The sequence below is a fragment of the Thiohalocapsa sp. ML1 genome, from assembly GCF_001469165.1.
Classification (GTDB): Bacteria; Pseudomonadota; Gammaproteobacteria; order Chromatiales; family Chromatiaceae; genus Thiohalocapsa.
The window spans coordinates 33,382-50,589 of record NZ_JABX01000044.1 but is presented as its reverse complement, the minus strand read 5'-3'; the positions used below and the strand labels follow the sequence as shown (position 1 = coordinate 50,589).

Here is a 17,208-nt window from a genome sequence, read left to right as displayed (position 1 = left end):
GGCCAACCGCCCGGCTCCCGCGCCGCAGATCGCGCGCCGGGGGCATCGAGCCCCCGGCACGCGAAGCCGGCTGAAAGCCGGCGCTCCCAGTCCGTGCCGGCGCCGCTCACTGGGACCGCCGGCTTTCCAGCCGGCTCGGCGCCGACGCGGCTCGATGCCGCGTCGGCGGCGTCTGGGCTGATAAGCGGGCACATGCGCGGTCGTCCGCCCGGCGGCGCGCCATGGACAACCGCTCGGCTCCCGCGCCGCAGATCGCGCGCCGGGGGCATCGAGCCCCCGGCACGCGAAGCCGGCTGAAAGCCGGCGCTCCCAGTCCGTGCCGGCGCGGTGGGTTGACACATGGGCATCATGTCCACTCGCCGCACACGCGGCTATATCCGGAGCTTAGCCGCTCCATCGATAAACAGGGCCACCCCACGGCTCGTCGGTCTGAGGCGAAGCCTCGCTAGGTACTAGATGCCCCTAGCCCCTAGCCCCTAGCCCCTAGCCCCTAGCCCCTAGCCCCTAGCCCCTAGCCCCTAGCCCCTAGCCCCTAGCCCCTAGCCCCTAGCCCCTAGCCCCTTCCTATAATTGTCTGGCCAGAAAATTCTCCAACCCCATCGCCTCCATCTGCGCGAGCTGCTGCTCAAGCGCATTCACATGCGTCTCCTCGCACTCCCTGAGCATGTCGCCGAGCATGGCCTGGGTCTGGAAGTCCCGCTCTTCGATGCAGCAGACCATGGCCACGCGCAGGTGGTCCACCAGGCGGTACTCCATCTCGACGTCCTTGCGCAGCATCTCCCGCACCGCGGTGGCGGTGGACATGGCCTCGCCCTGCACCAGATCCGGCGCGCTGCCCAGAAACAGCATCCGGCGCAGAATCAGGTCCGTGTGCCGGCGGCTCTCGGCGAGGGCGGCATTGGCGCGCGCGGCGAGCTTGATATAGCCCCAGTCCTCGAACATGCGCGCGTGCACGAGGAACTGATCCGTCGCCGCCAGCTCGCCGTTCAGCACGAGTTGCAGGTGGGCGAGGACACGTTGGTTGCCTTTCATTGTTATCTCTCTACTCGGATCGGTAAAGATTCTGTCGCTATCGCCGACGAGCGATATCGCGCGACACAAGGGTTTCGCACTTCGACGCGGCTTGAGCGGGATACGGTTAGGGGTGGAAGCTAGAGTTAATTTTCGATCCCGATTTCGATCCCGATTTCGATCCCGACGAACGGCCGGGAGTGTCGGACATCAGCGTGTATCCGTTGTTTTTTAACGGTGCCTGGATTGCTTGACGGAGCCCTCATCGGCCCTCGGCCCTCGGCCTTTGGTCGGTCTGAGGTCCCGCCGCGGCTGCCGGCGGGCGCCCGGCGCCTTCACCAGCGCGGCCAGTGCGCCGCCAGTGCGCCGGTCTCGATGCCGAACCGCCCGAGCAGCGCGAACAGCGCGCGCGGCTCCGGCGCGAGCCCCAGCAGCAGCACCGCGAGCGCGAGCAGCGCCAGCGACGCGGGCCAGGCGCGCAGGCTGAGCGGCTTGAGCGCGGTGCCGAAAGAGCGCTTCACCTGGCGGCCAAGCAGGTCCACACTCGCGAGCTCGTCCAGCACCAAGTGTGTACTGTAGCCGAGCAACACGAACGCCGTCACCAGCCAGGACAGCGCCGCCGACAGCCCGAGCCACAGGTCCGCCGCGATGCCGGCAGCAAGCGCGATGACCGCGGCCATCAGCAGCGTGTGCCAGATGCCGCGGTGCACGGTGAAGCGCGAGAACACAAGCCGCAGCGGCCAGCGCACCAGCGCCCAGGTGCCGGCCCAGATCAGCATCAGCTCCAGCGCCCGAAAGCGCCCAGCAAAGGCGAAGGCCACCAAGAAGCCGATGACGATGCCGGCGATGTCGAAGGTCGCGCGCAACGGCGTCGAGTCGTCGGCATCAATGTCCGGCAGCAGGCTCGCGACGGTGCCGACGGCGAAGAGTGCCTGAGTCTCGGCGGCGTTGCTGAGACCTTCGCCATAGCTTGCGAAGGCCGCGACGGCCGCCACGACGGCCCCGCCGGTGAGGTGGGTGCGGAAGTTGGCCAAGGCCGGTGGCGGCGCCGGTTAGTCGGGGTACAGATCCGGACCCCAGCCGCGCTCCTTGGCACGGGCGATGGCGGCGTCGTAGATGCGCTTGTGGCGCGCGCGCAGGTCCTCCGGCAGCATCGAGACCATGTGGCCGTAAGGGCGCCACGCGTCGGAGACCTGATCGTAGAGGTTCTGGATCGCGGCGATGGACCAGCCGGCGCAGGTCTCGTCCTCCGCAATCAGGCCGAACACCTGTGCGTCGCGCACGATGGTGCCGGTGGTCGTCATGCCGCCGTAACTGTCCTCGTCGAGGCCGGGGTAGATCTTGTGCAGTCGTCGCATGTGACGCGTCCTGTGATGGAATGGCCGGATTGTCGCGGAAGCGGAGGCGAGGGGCTAGCTCCTAGCCCCTCGCCCCTAGCCCCTAGCCCCTAGCCCCTAGCCCCTCTCTTCAAAATGCAGGATACAGTTGTTGACCTGATCCGCCACGGCGAGCCCGTCGGCGGGCGCATGATCCGCGGCAACGGCTGCGACCACCCACTGAGCGAGACGGGCTGGGCGCAGATGCGCGCCGCCGTGGCGCCGGCCATCGCGCAGGGCGCGCCCTGGCAGCAGATCGTCAGCTCGCCGATGGCGCGCTGCCGGGAATTCGCCGGCGAGGTCGCGTCGCGCCTCGGCCTGCCGCTGGCCGTGGAGCCGGAGCTGCGCGAGATCGGCATGGGCGCCTGGGAGGGCCATCGGCACAGCGAGGTGGCGACCGCGGACCCGGTCTTGTTCGACGCCTTCCGGCGCGACCCGGTCGCGCATCGCCCGCCCGGGGGTGAAGGGCTTGCCGCCTTTCGCGAGCGCATCGCCCGCGCCTACACGCGGCAGCTCGCGCACTGGCCGGGGCAGCACTTGCTCATCGTTTGTCATGCCGGCGTGTCGCGGGCCGTGCTCGGGTATGTGCTCGGCGCCGAGGACGCGGCCTGGTATCGCATGACCATCGACTATGCCGGCGTTAGCCGCATCGCCCACGGCGCCTTCGGCGGGTCGGTCCACTTCGTGAACGCGCCGCACGCGCGATGTTGACCACCGCATAGCGTGCTGCGGCGGCGCAAAGCAGCGTCCGCTCACACAACTCGCCGGCAGTTTCGCGCTACCATCGGCGCACCGCGAACCGCCGCCCGCGCCCGTCGGCGGCGGCCTGCAATGGAGTGAGCCATGACCCTCGTCGCCTTCTTCGCCGGCGTGCTCGTGTACTTCGGCATCACGGTACTGAGTCGCGCCTGGTTTGTCGTCAAGCCCAACGAGCGGGCGGTGCTGGTGACCCTCGGCCGCGCGCAGCGCCTGGGCAACCAGTTCGTCAAAGACCCGAACATGAGCGAGGACGAGCAGAAGCGCTACCGCTATCCGCTGCTGCGCATTCTCGGCCCCGGCTGGCACTTCAAGTGGCCGTGGCAGCGACCCGTCGTCGAAGACATCGCCACCCACTCCATCGACATCACCTGGGACCCGACCAAGCAGCAGTCCACCATCGAGGCGGTGACGAAGGACAACCTCACCACCGGCATCGACGGCCAACTGCGCTGGCGCGTGGCGCAAAGCAACTTCTACGCCTACAGCTTCGGCGTCGATAGCCCGTTGGAGCACGTGATGGGCTATTTCGTGTCGGTGCTGCGCGAGCGGGTCGCGAACTTCGTGGACCCGCGGGGCCAGAGCCTGGTGGAGGGCGGCGAGCTCGGCGGCGCCGACGGCGGTGCCGAGATCGTGGCGGAGCTCTCCGAGGGCGTGTCCATCAATGATCTGCGCAAGAACCTGCCGCTCCTGAACGACTACATGGAGCAGCAATGCCGCGCCACCGGCGCGCGCTACGGCATCGAGCTGGACGCGGCGCTGATCACGCAGATCGACCCGCCGCCCGCCGTGGACCGGGCGCTGTCCGCCATCAACAGCACCCGCAACCAGGTGGCCGCGGACATCAGCACCGCCCGCGCCGACGCCGAGCAGCAGATCACGATGAGCAAGCGCGCGGTGGAGATCGCGCACAACAACGCGCAGGCCGAGGTGGCACCACTGAAGGAGCTGGCCGCGACGCTGAAGGGCATCAAGGCCAAGGGCGGCACCGCGGCACTGATTGCCTACATCCGCAACATGCGCATTCCGCTGCTCGGCAATGCCCGGCGCATCGTGCAGATGACCGCCGCCACATCCGCCGCCGCCGCTACCGTCGAGGGAGGCCGCCATGCCCAATGACCCCATCGGCTTCATCCCGGCCTTCTTCGCCGGACTGCTCGCCATCCCGATCCTGCTCGGCATCGCGCGGCTGTTGAGCCTCTACACCGTCGTCAATGAGCAGGAGGCGGTGGTCTATACCTTTCTGGGCAAGGTGATGGGCATCCTGGACGAGCCGGGGCTGCAATTCCCGCTGGTCCATTTCGGCCCGAAAGCGATCCTGGTGCCGCTGTTCGGCACGCGCCAGCCGGTGAGCATGAGGATCCGCCAGCGCTACCTGCGCAACCAACTGGTCAATTCCGAAGAAGGCACGCCGATGAGCGTCGGCGTCTGGTACGAGATGCAGGTGTCGGACCCGGTGGCCTATCTGTTCAACAACGCCGATCCCGAAGGCTCGCTCGAGGCCAACGTCGCCAGCGCGACCATCTCCACGCTCTCCAATCTGGAGATGGACAAGCTGCTGGAAGATCGCCACCAACTGAGCCGCAAGGTGCGCACCACGGTGTCGCCGCTGTCCGAGAAGTGGGGCTTTCGTTTGGGCTCGGTCTACATCCGCAAGGTCGCCTTCACCGATCGCGAGATGGTCGACAACATCACGGACAAGGTCGTCAAGCGCCTGGTGCAGGTGACGAGCGCGATGAAGCAGGACGGGGACAACCGCGTCGGCCTCATCAAGAGCCAGACCGCCTACAAGGTCTCGGAGCAGCTCGCGCAGGCTGCCGCCACCCGCCCCGCCGTGGTCGGCGAGACGCTGAACGAGATCGCCGCCGACGACCCCGAGGTGCTCGACGCGCTGATGCAGGTGCTGGAGGCCGAAAAGCTCATCGCATCCGGCGCCGAGGTGGATGTGCTGCCGGCCGAGGCGCAGGTGCTGGTGTCGCTGTCCAGCCCGGGGCCGCAGCCGGCGCCGAGCACGCCCGCCGACGCCGCCGCGCCGAGCCGCTTCGCGCGCTTCCAGATCGACGAGGGGGTGCTGCGCTAGCGCTTCGCGGCGGAGATCCCGAGACTGGGCGGCGGTGCTCCTCCGCACCGGGGCGCAGAGCGCCGCACACGCGCGACACCGCTGGAGCATTGTCGCAAGTGGACCAACGCGCAACGGCCCGAGCTGATCTCGGGACTTGCGGGTTGCGCAGCGGCCCCAGCCACGCTGGCTCGCGCCTGCCTTGCCCCCCCGGTTCGGTTGGTTGTAGTGTCGGCCTGCATGCGGCACCAGTGCCACAGTGACAGGTGCCCGCCGGCGCCACCACCAGCCGCCCGCCGCCAGGCCGGTTCACCATCATGTCCACCCGAGCAGAACAGCTCCCCTTCCCGCCGCGCCTGCCGTCTGAGGACGAGCTGCCCTGCGATGACGCTATGCCGATGGAGAGCGCCCGACACCGAATGCAGATGGAGCTGCTGCTCCGCGGCTTGGAGCTCTGGTCCGAGGCGCGCGGGGATGTGGTCGCCAACGGCAACCAGTTCCTGTACTTCAACACCGAGCATCTGCGGGCGCAGGACTTCCGCGGCCCCGACGTCTACGTTGCCATCGGCGTACGCCCGGGCGAGCGCAAGAGCTGGGTGGTCTGGCAGGAAGGCAAGGCGCCCGACGTGGTCGTCGAGCTGCTCTCGGAGAGCACGGCCGGGGCGGACAAGGGCGAGAAGCTGCGCATCTACCGGGATCAGCTACGGGTGCCGAACTACTACTGGTTCGACCCATTCTCACCCGAGGATCGCGCCGGGTTCATCCTGCAGGGCAACAGCTACCTGCCGCTGCTTCCGGACGGCGCCGGGCGGCTCCCGGTGCCGAGCCTGGGCCTCAAGCTCGGCCTATGGCAGGGGCGCTATCTCGGCCTGGACACCCAATGGCTCCGCTGGACGGACCAAGACGGGCACTTGCTGCCGTTGCGCGAGGAGGCCGAGCGCGCCCGCGCCGATGCCGCCGAGGCGGAGCTTGCCCGCCTGCGGGCGCAGCTCCAGCAGGGTCGCTGAGGACGGCTCGCCGGCGCGACGCGCGGACGCTCGCCGGCCGCGGGCCGCGTCACAGCCGGCCGCCTTCACCTGCCGCCGGCCCCGTCATCACCTGCTGAGCCCGCCGCCCCTGGCCCAACAGGCGCCTCCGGCGCGACCAGCCGCGCAGCGAGCACCTTGTCGATGCGCTTGCCGTCCATGTCCACAACCTCCAGGTGCCAGCCCTCCCAGTCGGCCGCGTCGCCGGTCTGGGGCAGACGCCCGAGCAGCAACAGCAGCATGCCGCTCAGGGTGTGATAGCGGCCGCGCTCCTCCTCCGGCACCTGCTTGAGGCCGAGCTGGTCCTTGAGCTCGGGGATGGGGATCAGCCCATCGATGAGCCAGGAGCCGTCGCCGCGCTGCACGGCCCAGGCGTCCTCGGGGTCACGCGGCACGAACTCGCCGGTGACGGCCTCCAGGACGTTCTGCAGCGTCACCAGGCCAATGACATCCCCGTACTCGTCCACGACGAAGACCATCGAGGTCCCGTTCGCGCGGAATTCCTCCAGCAGCTCCATGCCCGTCAGCGATTCCGGCACATAGGCCGCCGGCTGCAGCCCCTGCGCTAAGTCGATGCCGTCGTGCAGGCATTGCCGGAAGAGCCGCTTCATGCTGGCCACGCCGACGATGTCCTCGAGCCCGCCGCGGCAAACGGGGAAGCGGGAGCGCTCCGAGCCTTCGATGCGCTCGAGGTTGGCCTCGAGGGGCAGGTTCAGGTCCAGCCAGACGATCTCGCTGCGGGGCACCATCAGCGAGCCGATCTGGCGGTCGTCGAGCCGGAACACATTGCGCACCATGGTGTGCTCGCTCTGGTCGATCACGCCGGCCTCGGAGCCCTCCAGCAGCAGGGCCTGGATCTCGTCCTCCGTCACCCCGGGGCTGGCCTGCTCGCGCTGTCCGAGCAGCCGCAGCACGACGGTCGTGGACCAGGCCAACAGGATGACGAAGGGCCGCGCCGCAATGGACAGCGCGTGCATCGGCGGCGCGACGAGCCGCGCGACGCCCTCCGGGTTGATCTGGCCGAGGCGCTTGGGCACCAGCTCACCGACGACGATGGTGACGTAGGTGATGCCGGCGACCACGGCCGCCGTGGCCGTGATCACGGCCGTATCCGCGGGCAACCCGAGGTCGACCAGCCAATCACGGACCGGAAGCACCAGCGCGGCCTCGCCGACGATGCCGCTCAGCACGCCGATGGAGGTGATGCCGATCTGGATGGTCGAGAGGAAGCGGTTGGGGTCCTCGCCGAGCCGCACGGCCACCGCGGCGGCCCGATCACCGGCCTCCGCGAGCCGCGCGAGGCGCGCCCGACGTGCGGTGACCAGCGCGATCTCGGACATCGCCAGGCTGCCGTTCAGGACAACGAGTGTGAGCAGAAAGAGGATTTCCATGGGTTAACGGGGCGACTATTGCGTGCTGCACGGAGCGGGTGTGCAGCTCAAAGCAACAAAACCGAGCGCGCGATCAGACCCGCACCAACCGCTCCAGCAACAGCGAGCGCAGATCCCGCCGGCCGTCCAGCACGGCCATGACCAGCACGGCGTCGGCCTCGATGCGGTAGACCAGCCGCCAGGGGCGCTCGATCAGCTCGCGATAATGGTAGACGTCGGCGGTGCGCAGCTCCGGCACGATGCGGCCGCGCTCGGGCTGCTGCGCCAGGGTTGCAGCCCGCGCCTCCAGCCGGTCCAGCACGGCGAGCGCGTTATCGACACTGTCCTCGCTGATCCAGCCGACGATGGCGTCCAGATCGCGCTGGGCCGTTCGGGTCCAGCGGACTTCGCGCTCGGCCATCCGGGCTCAGCCGCCCTGACCTCGCGCGGCGTCGTCGCGCTGTGCTTGCAGCCGCCGCCGGAGATCGGCAAAGACCTCGGCCTGCGCAATGCTGTCGCCCCGGCTCGCATCCCGCTCCCCCTCGGCCAAGAGCCTCAGCATCAGCATCGCACGCTCGCGGGCCTGGTAGTGCTCGTAGTCCTCCACCACGGCGCGGGCGCGGCCGTTTTGGGTCAGCACCAGCGTCTTCGGCTCGTCCCGCACTTGGTCCAACAGCCGGCTCGCGTCGGCCTTGAACTGGCTCAGGCTCAGGATATCTTCGCTCATCTTACCAACCGTATTCGGACTGAATTTCGTCGCAAGCTACGCCGCGGGCCCTGTCCCGTCAAGCTTTGCCCCGGGCGAGCGGATCGGCGAAAAGCCCTGATCGCATGCGACAATCCCGCCCGCCGCGCATCCCGGCGCCGGTCCCAGCGCCCGCGAGCCAGTTGATCCCCCGAACGTGAACCCCCTCAAACGCCTCGCCTCCCAGACCGCCGTCTACGGGCTCAGCAGCATCGTCGGCAGGTTCCTGAACTACCTGCTGGTGCCGCTGTACACCTATACCTTTGTGCCGGCGGACTACGGCGTCGTCGCGGAGTTTTACGCCTACATGGGCTTCCTCGCGGTGCTCATGACCTTCGGCATGGAGACGGGCTACTTTCGCTTTCGCTCGGCGGGCGAGGACGATCCAAACACCGTGCTGGCGACGGTGCTGCGGTTCCTGATCCTCGCCAACGGCGGCTTTTTGATCTTGGCGGTGGTCTTCCAGCAGCCCGTCGCCGAGCTGCTGCGCCACGGCGCGCATCCGGAGTACATCTGGTGGGTCGCGGCCATCCTGGCCATGGACTCGGTGGGCAGCGCGGCCTTCGCGCGGCTGCGGGCGGAGGACAAGGCGCTGCGGTTCGCGGGCATCAAGCTCATCGAGATCGGCGCCAACATCGCGCTGAACGTGTTCTTCATCGTCATCTGCCGGCAGGCGTTCGAGGCGGACCCGGGGTCATTTCGGGGGCAGATCTGGGACCCCGAGATTGGCGTCGGCTATGTGTTCCTGTCCAACCTCGCGGCGAGCGGGCTCAAGCTGCTCCTGCTGACGCCGCAGTTCCGCGGCGCCCTCACGGGCTTCGATGGGGCACTGTTCCGGCGCATGCTGCGTTACTCCCTGCCCATGGTCGTCATCGGCATGGCCGGCATCGTCAACGAGATGCTGGACCGCGCCGCGCTCAAGTTCCTGCTGCCCTACGACGACGCGACGAACATGGCGCAGCTCGGCATCTACAGCGCCGTCTATAAGCTGTCGATTCTGATGACCCTGTTCATCCAGGCCTTCCGCTACGCGGGCGAGCCCTTCTTCTTCAGCTACGCCAAGGAGAAGGACGCGCGCCAGGTCTACTCGCTGGTGCTGACCTGGTTCGTGATCTTCTGCGTGTTCATCTTCCTGCTGGTCACGCTGTACCTCGACGTCTTCCAGTACTTCGTCGGCAGCGCCTACCGCGAAGGCCTGCACGTGGTGCCGGTGCTCCTGCTCGCGAACCTGCTGCTCGGCATCTACGTGAACCTGTCCATCTGGTACAAGCTCACGGACCGCACGCTGATGGGCGCCTGGGTGGCGCTGGCGGGCGCCGGCATCACTGTCGCGTCGCTGTGGCTCTTGGTGCCGACCTTCGGCTTCGAGGGCGCCGCCTGGGCGCACCTCATCTGCTACAGCGTCATGGTGCTCTTGTCCTACGGCCTCGGCCGGCGCTACTACCCGGTGCCCTACGAGGTGCTGCGGGTGCTCGGCTACGTCACGCTGGGCCTCGGGCTCTACGCCGCCGGTCGCTGGCTCACGGACACGCTCGGCTGGCATTTTGCCGCCGCCGGCACCCTGCTGCTGGCGCTCTATGTCGCCATCGTCGCCCTGCTCGATGGCCGCCGGCTCACCCGCGCGAAGGGCCGGCGAGCCCGACCGGCGAGGCCGCAGCGGGCGCTGCGCGTGCAGGCAACCATGCGCCCGCAGGCGACCATGCGCCCGGCGGCGACGCGCCCGCGGATTGCCACGGCCGCGGCCGCGGCGGCACCCAAGCCGATCCTGGCCTACATCGACCTCGCGCTGGCCGCGGTGGCGCTGGGCATGGCCATCGCGAGCATGCTGCTGAACGACGCCGACAAGGCGCCGCTCTACGCGCTGCTCGCCTATCTGCTGTGGCGGCTCGGCAGCAGGCGCTGAGGCGCGCATGGCGCGCTTGCCTCAGGCGGTTACCGGCCGATGCAGCGCGGCTCGGCATATCCTCGATCACCCGGTAAACAGCCATGACGCAAACCCCACCCCGTTCGAACGGTCCTGCAACAGCCTGGCTCGCGGCAATCCTCGTCGCGCTGCTCGCCCTGCCCGGCATCACCCTCGCGCAGCACGCGCTGGAGGCGGACGCGGAAGCGCTTGCGGGCGCAGCGTCTCGCGACCTCAAGGCCGCCGTCGCGCGCATGCAGCCGCTGGTGGAGCGCTACGGCTATGCCGGCGTCGCCGGGGCGGTGTCGGTGGAGGGCTTCGGCGTGCCGGCGCCGGGTCAGACCCTGTTGATGGCGGGCGCGCTGGAGGCCGCCCGCGGGCACATGCACCCGCTGCTCCTGTTCCCGCTCGCCGTGCTCGCCGCCGTGCTCGGCAACAGCCTGGGCTACCTCATCGGCAAGCGCGGCGGACGCCCGCTGCTGCGCAGGCTGCACGTCAATGAGGCGCGTGAGGCGAAGCTCGCCGGCCTGTTCGAGCGCTTCGGCGGCGGCTTCATCGTGCTCGCGCGGTTCTTCGACGGCCCGCGGCAATTGAACGGCATCCTCGCCGGCACACTCGCCATGCCCTGGTGGCTGTTCACCGTCTTCAACGTCCTCGGCGCCCTGCTCTGGGTCGGCGTCTGGGGGCTCGGCACCTTCTACCTCGCCGAGCACCTGCACGCCGTGCACGCGCTGATCCAGAAGATCAACCCCTGGATCGCCGGCGCCGTCGCGCTGGCGCTGATCGCCGTCCTCGCCTATCTGTTTCGGGGCCGGCGACGCAACGGCGCAGCGGCCACGTCCCCGCCCCGCAAGGACTAGCAGCCGACCGACCCGTGTCGGGGCCGTTGCTGCACGCTCGTGCCGGGCTCCGCCCGGCCTACCGTCTTCGCTGCTCCGCAGGAGGAGCCTTGCGCCCAACGTCCGCGGGCTCCAGGCCCGCCAGCCGCCGCGGCGCGAGCAGGTTGCGCTCTATCCACGCGTCGGCCTGGCTCTCGCCGCGCATGACGTTGTAGTACTCCATGGCAACCTGCGCGCTGATAACGGCGCTCTCCAAGCCCGAGACCAAATCCAGCGCGATCCTGTGGCGGGGGTCGTCCTCGGCATCGAGGTGGGCATAGACCCAAAGGTTCGTGTCGACAATTGTCTCGTGCCGAGGCTCAGCCTCGGTACGCCTCCTCGCGGCTCTGCCACCTCGGGCCGTGCACCGGCGGCAGAGCCGCCGGACCCGGTGCCGAGGCGGACCCTCGGCACCAGCCGGCAGCAGTTGCCTGCCCGGAGTCGGAACCGGGCCGGAGCCGGGCCGGAGGGCCGACCTGCAGGTCGGCTCCGCACTCGCGACATCCGTGCATCGCGCTCTGTCGCCGTGTTGACCTGGAGGTCAACACTCCAGTCAACACCCGTCATCCGTCATCCGTCATCCGTCATCCGTCATCCGTCATCCGTCATCCGTCATCCGTAAACACACCCGGATACTCGATGACGACCACGGTATCTCGTGCCGAGGCTCTGCCTCGGTACGCCTCTTCGCGGCTCTGCCGCCTTCGGCCGCGCACTGCCTCACGTCGCTCTTGTGCTCGTTTTCTTTCCTTCTCTGCGCCTCTGCGCCTCTGCGCCTCTGCGCCTCTGCGCCTCTGCGCGAGATCTCTCTCTAGCGCGCCCGGCGCTCAAGGCGGCCTTGCGTCGGTGATGCCCCAGTTTGGGCATGTCGCCGGTTGCCGCGGCGCCGCGGATCGGCTGCAATGGCCCCGGCACCCACTGAGGAGGCCCCATGGCCCTGACCCTGACCCGTTACACCGATGTCATCGAGATCGTCGGCGACATCCTGAAGGTGCGCATCGGCAGCGCCGGACAGGGCGCGCCGAGCATCGCCTACGACGACCTGGCGCTGGTGGAGGGCGTGGACGGCTTTCGGTCCCTCGCTCGCGTCATCCGTATCGACCGCGATACCGCATCCTTGCAGGTGTTCGCGGGCACCAAGGGCGTGTCGACGGCGTCTACGGTGCAGTTTCTCGGGCACTCGATGCGGGCGACCTACTCCGCGAACATCCTCGGCCGCGTCTTCCGCGGCGACGGCGAGCTGCTGGACACCGGCCCGGACCTGCAAGACGAGCCCAAGATCGCCACCGGCGGGCCGTCGGTGAACCCAGTCCGGCGGCTGCTGGCGTCGAAGATGATCCGCACCGACGTGCCGATGATCGACGTGTTCAACTCGCTCGTGGAGAGCCAGAAGATCCCGATCTTCTCCGTCGCCGGCGAACCCTACAACCGGCTCCTGGCCCGCATCGGCATCCAGGCGGATGCGGACATCATCGTGTTCGGCGGCTTGGGGCTCATCTTCGACGACTACTACTACTTCCGGCGCACCTTCGAGGACGCTGGCAGCTTTCCGCGCACGGTGATGTTCGTGAACCTGGCCGCGGACCCGGTGGTGGAGCGGCTCCTGGTGCCGGACATGGCGCTGGCGGTGGCGGAAAAGTTCGCGCTCGAAGAAGGCAAGCGCGTCCTGGTGCTGCTGACGGACATGACCGCCTACGCCGACGCGATGAAGGAGGTCGGCATCGCCATGGAATCGGTGCCGTCGAACCGCGGCTACATGGGCGATCTCTACTCGCAGCTCGCGCGCCGCTACGAGAAGGCCGCCGACTACCGCGAGGGCGGCTCCGTGACCATCCTGACGGTGACCACGATGCCGGGCGGCGACGTGACCCATCCGGTGCCGGACAACACCGGCTACATCACCGAGGGGCAGTTTTATCTGCACGACGGGGTGCTCGACCCCTTCGGCAGCCTGTCGCGCCTAAAGCAGCATGTCATCGGCAAGGTGACGCGCGAGGACCACGGCCAGGTCATGAACACCATGATCCGCTTCTACGCCGGCGCCCGCGACGCGCAGCAGAAGCAGGCCATGGCCTTCGAGCTGAGCGACTTCGACGAGAAGCTGCTGCGCTTCGGCGCGTTGTTCCGGGAGCGCTTCATGGACATCGGCGTGAGCCTGGCGCTGGAGGACGCGCTCGATCTGTGCTGGCAGACCATGGCGGAGTGCTTCGAGCCCGAGGAGCTGTTGATGAAGCAGCAGCTCATCGACCGCTACTTCCCGCGCGAGGTCGCCCCGGCCGGCGCGGCGTCGGCCTTCGCCTAAGTCGACAGCATCCGGCATGGCCAAGGTCTCCCTCAGCAAGTCCTCGCTGTCGCAGCAGATGCAGCGGCTGAAAAGCTATCAGCAGTTCCTGCCGTCTTTGGACATGAAGCGCAAGCAGCTCATGGCCGAGCGCGCCCGGGCCGAGGCGGAACGCCGCGCGCTCGGGGAGCAGATGGCGGCGACGCGGCAGCAGGTCGCGGACAGCCTGCCCATGCTCGGCAACGCGGAGCTGGACTTGAGCGCGCTGGTGCGCGTGGCGCGCGTGGAGCTCGGCCGCGAGAACGTCATGGGCTCCTGGCTGCCGACGCTCGCGGCGCTGGACATCAGCGTGCGGCCCTACGGGTATCTCTCCAAGCCGCACTGGCTGGAGCCGCTGGTGGAGGCGCTCAAGCACGCGGCGCGGCTGCGCATCGAGGCGATGATTGCCGAGCGGCGCGTGGCGCTCCTGCAGGCCGCCGTGCGCACGGTGACGCAGCGCGTCAACCTGTTCGACAAGGTGCTGATCCCGCGCACCCGCGCCAACATCAAGCGCATCCGCATCGCGCTGTCCGACGCCGAGCGCGCCGCGGTGGTGCGCTCCAAGATCGCGAAGAAGAAGCGCGCCGCGGAAGGCCTCGCGGAGGGGATCGGCTGACATGGCCATCGAGCGCTTGAAGCGCGTGTCCCTGGTCGGCAGTGCGCGGCACAAGGCCGCCGTGCTGGACCGCCTGCAGGCGCTGGGCTGCGCGCACCTTCTGCCGCTGGCACCGCCGTCGGAGGCGCCCGAGACGCTGCCGCCGGAGCACGCCGAGGACGCCCGCGCCGCGCTGCGCTGGCTGCTCGACGAGCCCGAGAAGCGCCGGCAGGTGCGCGCGGAGCACGGCTTCGACATCGCCGCCACCGTGCGCCAAGTGCTCGCGAACAAGGACCGCCTGCGCGCCACGCTGGACCTGCGCGATGCACTCGCCCAGCGCGCCCGCGACCTCGCGCCCTGGGGCGACTTCCGGCTGCCGCCGGGCGATGCGCTGGCCGGACAGAGGCTCTGGTTCTACGAGCTGCCGCTGCGGCAGTTGAGCGCGCTGGAGGGCTTGGACCTGCCCTGGCAGATCGTCCATCGCAGCACCCGCCATGCCTATGTCGTCGTCATCGCCGCCGAGGAGCCGCCCGCCGACGCGCTGCCGGTGCCGCGCGTGCACACCGGCGCCTTATCGCTCCAAGAAGTCGAGCGCCAGTTGGAGGCGGCGGAGCTGGCGCTGGAGGACGCCACCGCCGAGCGGCGCGCGCTGACCCGCTGGGTCTTTATGTTGACCAAGCACTTCGCCCGCGCCGAGGACCAGGCGGTGCTGCGCCATGCCGAGAGCCAAACGCTGGACCTCGACGGCCTGTTCGCGGTGCAGGGCTGGGTGGGCGTGTCGCAGTTGCCGGCGGTGGAAGCATTGGCAGAGGAGCAAGACCTCGCGCTGCTCCTGGAGGACCCGGCACCGGCCGACCTGCCGCCGACGCTGCTCGCGAACCACGAGCAACTGGGCGCCGGCGAAGACCTGGTGCGCTTCTACCAGATGCCGGCCTATTCCAGCTTCGACCCGACCCGGGTGCTGTTCTTTTCGTTCGCGATCTTTTTCGCGATGATCCTGTCGGACGCCGGCTATGCGGCGCTGCTCGGGCTCGGGCTTGTCTTGTTCTGGCGCCGGCTCGGCGCTTCGGCGGCCGGGCGGCGGTTTCGCGTGCTCGGCGGCGCCATCGCCGGGGCGTCCTTCGCCTGGGGCGTGGCCGTGGGCAGCTACTTCGGCTTCGCGCCGGCGCCGGGGAGCCTGCCGGCGCGGCTGAACCTGCTCGACCTCAACGACTTCGACAGCATGCTCAGGCTCTCCGTCGGCGTCGGCGTGTTCCACGTCGTGCTGGCGAACCTGGTGCGGGCCGGCAACCTGTGGCCGCGCATGCAGGCGCTATCGCCCGTCGGCTGGATGCTGGTCGCGCTGGGCGGCTTCACGCTGTGGCTCGGCATGGGCGCGGCGCAGGCGGCGGACCTCGCGCAGGCGGTCGGCATTGTCGGCATCGGGCTCGGGCTGCTGCTGGTGTTCGTCGCCAGCAGCGCGCGGCCCATCGCAGGCCTCGGCTCGCTCCTGCTGCGCGGGCTCGACGGGCTCATGGCGCTGACGCAGGTGACGAAGATCTTCGGCGATACGCTGTCCTATCTGCGGCTGTTCGCGCTCGGGCTCGCGTCGGCGTCGCTGGCGCTGACCTTCAATGATCTCGCGCGGCAGGTGGGCGCGCAGGTGCCGGGGCTCGGGCTGCTGCTGCAGATCCTGCTGCTCGTCATCGGCCACTCGCTCAACCTGGCGCTCGGGCTCATCAGCGGCGTGGTGCATGGGCTTAGGCTCAACTACATCGAGTTCTACAACTGGGCACTGTCCGGCGAGGGCTATCCCTTCCGGCCCTTCAAGAAGACGGAGATGACGGAATGAGCGAGCTGATCATTACGCTGGGCTGGACCGGGCTGTTCGGCGCGCTGGCACTGAGCGCCATCGGCAGCATCATCGGCTGCGCCATCGCCGGGCAGGCGGCCATCGGCGCCATGGTGGACACCGAGTCCGGCCAGGGGCGCTATCTCGGCGTGTCCGTGATGCCGTCCACCGGCGTCATCTACGGCATCGTCATCATGTTCACGCTGCAACGCGACGTCACCGCCACGGCGGCGCCCGGCATGTTCGGCATCGGGCTCTTGGCCGGCATCGCGCTGCTGTATGCGAGCGTGCTGCAAGGGCGCGCCTGCGCGTCGGCCATCCAGGCGATGAAGGTGAAGCCCGAGATCTTCGGCCTGTCGTTGGCGCCGGCGGCCATTGTCGAGGGCTTCTCGGTATTCGTCTTCGTCTTCGCGCTGGTGCTTGCCGGCAACATCCCGGCCTGAATGAAACGCGAAGTATTCGGCGTTTCACTTTTTAACTGCGAAGAACACGAAACACGCGATAAGGAGGGCCGTCGGCCGGGCATTTTTTCGCGCTTTTCGCGTGTTTCGTAGTTCCTCTTCAGTCGTCGATGGCGTCGGCCTTGGCGGCACAAGCGTTTGAGTTGTTAATGAGCTCTCTACAAGGTCCGCCATGAACCCGACCCGCAACACGCCCGCCGACAGCCCGACCTCCGCCGGCGTCGACGCGCTGATCACGCGCCTGCGCGACGAGGGCGTCGCCCGGGGCCGCGCGGAGGCCGCCCGCATCGAGCGCGAGGCCGAGCAGGCCGCCCGGCGCCTGCACCGCGACGCCGAGACCGAGGCCGAGCGCGTGCTCGCCGAGGCCCGGCGCGAGGCCGCCGCGCTCCAGACCGCCGGCGAGGATGCGCTCCGGCTCGCCATGCGCGACACGGTGCTTCAGCTCAAATCCGTGCTGACGCAGGAGGTCAACGACAAGGTCAAGCGCCTCATCACCACCGAGATGCAGCGCGAGGCCTTCCTGCAGCAGTTGATTCTGGAGGTCGCCCGGCGCGCCCGCGACGAGGCCGACGTTGCGCCCGGCGAGCGCATGGAGGTCGTGCTGCCGCACCAGCTCGTGGACATCGAGGAGCTGCGCCGCAACCCGCTGGAGCTGCGCGAGGGCTCGCTGTCGCACTTCGTGCTCGCGGTGGCTTCCGAGGTGCTAGGCGAAGGCGTGCACTTCAGCGTCGCCGAGGACGAGATGAACGGCATCCGCATCCGGCTCGCGGACAAGCACGTCGAGATCGACCTGACGGACGAGAAGGTCGCGGAGCTGATCCTCGCGCATCTGCAACCGCGCTTTCGCGCCATCCTTGAAGGCACGGTGAAGTGAGTCT

General features: G+C 68.9%; 19 protein-coding genes. 11 read left to right on the top strand and 8 right to left on the bottom strand.

The window, feature by feature from the left end:
- The 4 genes from ML01_RS29755 to ML01_RS21650 all read right to left on the bottom strand — a co-directional run.
- A partial coding sequence (locus tag ML01_RS29755; protein ID WP_162268078.1) for a hypothetical protein occupies positions 1-194 on the bottom strand: 194 nt, incomplete at its 3' end.
- A 370-nt stretch (positions 195-564) separates the two neighbouring features.
- Positions 565-1,032 carry a ferritin-like domain-containing protein gene (locus ML01_RS21660; RefSeq protein ID WP_058557474.1) on the bottom strand — a complete coding sequence of 156 codons (468 nt, stop codon included), beginning with the start codon at positions 1,030-1,032 and terminating at the stop codon, positions 565-567.
- Positions 1,033-1,346: 314 nt separating this feature from the next.
- A complete protein-coding gene (locus tag ML01_RS21655) occupies positions 1,347-2,045 on the bottom strand; it encodes a metal-dependent hydrolase (protein ID WP_058557473.1) in 699 nt (232 codons plus the stop codon).
- Positions 2,046-2,063: 18 nt separating this feature from the next.
- Positions 2,064-2,369 (bottom strand): hypothetical protein, encoded by a 306-nt coding sequence (locus ML01_RS21650; protein ID WP_058557472.1) that lies wholly within the window; start codon positions 2,367-2,369, stop codon positions 2,064-2,066.
- 114 nt (positions 2,370-2,483) lie between these two features.
- On the opposite strand from ML01_RS21650, the gene ML01_RS21645 reads away from it, so the two are divergent.
- The 4 genes from ML01_RS21645 to ML01_RS21630 all read left to right on the top strand — a co-directional run bounded on the left by ML01_RS21645 (position 2,484) and on the right by ML01_RS21630 (position 6,209).
- Positions 2,484-3,098, top strand: coding sequence for a histidine phosphatase family protein (locus ML01_RS21645; RefSeq protein WP_058557471.1), 615 nt, complete (start codon positions 2,484-2,486; stop codon positions 3,096-3,098).
- Positions 3,099-3,230: 132 nt separating this feature from the next.
- The gene (locus ML01_RS21640) at positions 3,231-4,262 is read left to right on the top strand and encodes an SPFH domain-containing protein (protein ID WP_058557470.1); all 1,032 of its coding nucleotides are present in this window, start codon (positions 3,231-3,233) and stop codon (positions 4,260-4,262) included.
- Complete coding sequence (locus ML01_RS21635; protein ID WP_058557469.1) at positions 4,252-5,223, top strand: SPFH domain-containing protein; 972 nt, start codon at positions 4,252-4,254, stop codon at positions 5,221-5,223. Before ML01_RS21640 ends, ML01_RS21635 begins: the two co-directional genes overlap by 11 nt.
- A gap of 296 nt (positions 5,224-5,519) precedes the next feature.
- Entirely contained in the window at positions 5,520-6,209 is a 690-nt protein-coding gene (locus ML01_RS21630; protein WP_058557479.1) for a Uma2 family endonuclease, read from the top strand.
- 65 nt (positions 6,210-6,274) lie between these two features.
- Here ML01_RS21630 and ML01_RS21625 read toward each other — a convergent pair whose 3' ends face one another.
- The 3 genes from ML01_RS21625 to ML01_RS21615 form a co-directional block, all read right to left on the bottom strand.
- A complete protein-coding gene (locus ML01_RS21625; RefSeq protein ID WP_058557468.1) occupies positions 6,275-7,618 on the bottom strand; it encodes a hemolysin family protein in 1,344 nt (447 codons plus the stop codon).
- Between the two features lie 73 nt (positions 7,619-7,691).
- Positions 7,692-8,018: a type II toxin-antitoxin system RelE/ParE family toxin gene (locus ML01_RS21620; protein ID WP_058557467.1), complete on the bottom strand. Its 327-nt coding sequence runs from the start codon at positions 8,016-8,018 to the stop codon at positions 7,692-7,694.
- A gap of 6 nt (positions 8,019-8,024) precedes the next feature.
- Complete coding sequence (locus tag ML01_RS21615) at positions 8,025-8,324, bottom strand: type II toxin-antitoxin system Phd/YefM family antitoxin (protein WP_058557466.1); 300 nt, start codon at positions 8,322-8,324, stop codon at positions 8,025-8,027.
- Positions 8,325-8,499: 175 nt separating this feature from the next.
- On the opposite strand from ML01_RS21615, the gene ML01_RS21610 reads away from it, so the two are divergent.
- Together ML01_RS21610 and ML01_RS21605 are read left to right on the top strand one after the other, a co-directional pair.
- Entirely contained in the window at positions 8,500-10,245 is a 1,746-nt protein-coding gene (locus ML01_RS21610) for a lipopolysaccharide biosynthesis protein (protein WP_371258232.1), read from the top strand.
- 83 nt (positions 10,246-10,328) lie between these two features.
- Complete coding sequence (locus tag ML01_RS21605; protein WP_058557465.1) at positions 10,329-11,105, top strand: DedA family protein; 777 nt, start codon at positions 10,329-10,331, stop codon at positions 11,103-11,105.
- A gap of 58 nt (positions 11,106-11,163) precedes the next feature.
- Here the strand turns inward: ML01_RS21605 and ML01_RS29165 are convergent, their stop codons facing one another.
- The gene (locus ML01_RS29165) at positions 11,164-11,427 is read right to left on the bottom strand and encodes a PIN domain-containing protein (RefSeq protein WP_254045350.1); all 264 of its coding nucleotides are present in this window, start codon (positions 11,425-11,427) and stop codon (positions 11,164-11,166) included.
- Between the two features lie 627 nt (positions 11,428-12,054).
- Between ML01_RS29165 and ML01_RS21595 the strand changes: the two genes are divergently transcribed.
- The 5 genes from ML01_RS21595 to ML01_RS21575 all read left to right on the top strand — a co-directional run bounded on the left by ML01_RS21595 (position 12,055) and on the right by ML01_RS21575 (position 17,204).
- Positions 12,055-13,425, top strand: coding sequence for a V-type ATP synthase subunit B (locus ML01_RS21595; RefSeq protein ID WP_058557463.1), 1,371 nt, complete (start codon positions 12,055-12,057; stop codon positions 13,423-13,425).
- A gap of 16 nt (positions 13,426-13,441) precedes the next feature.
- Complete coding sequence (locus ML01_RS21590) at positions 13,442-14,059, top strand: V-type ATP synthase subunit D (protein ID WP_058557462.1); 618 nt, start codon at positions 13,442-13,444, stop codon at positions 14,057-14,059.
- A 1-nt stretch (position 14,060) separates the two neighbouring features.
- Entirely contained in the window at positions 14,061-15,869 is a 1,809-nt protein-coding gene (locus tag ML01_RS21585) for a V-type ATP synthase subunit I (RefSeq protein ID WP_058557461.1), read from the top strand.
- Positions 15,866-16,312, top strand: a complete 447-nt coding sequence (locus ML01_RS21580) for an ATP synthase subunit C (protein ID WP_058557460.1) — start codon at positions 15,866-15,868, stop codon at positions 16,310-16,312. Before ML01_RS21585 ends, ML01_RS21580 begins: the two co-directional genes overlap by 4 nt.
- A 190-nt stretch (positions 16,313-16,502) precedes the next feature.
- Complete coding sequence (locus ML01_RS21575; RefSeq protein ID WP_058557459.1) at positions 16,503-17,204, top strand: hypothetical protein; 702 nt, start codon at positions 16,503-16,505, stop codon at positions 17,202-17,204.
- Positions 17,205-17,208: the final 4 nt, after the last annotated feature.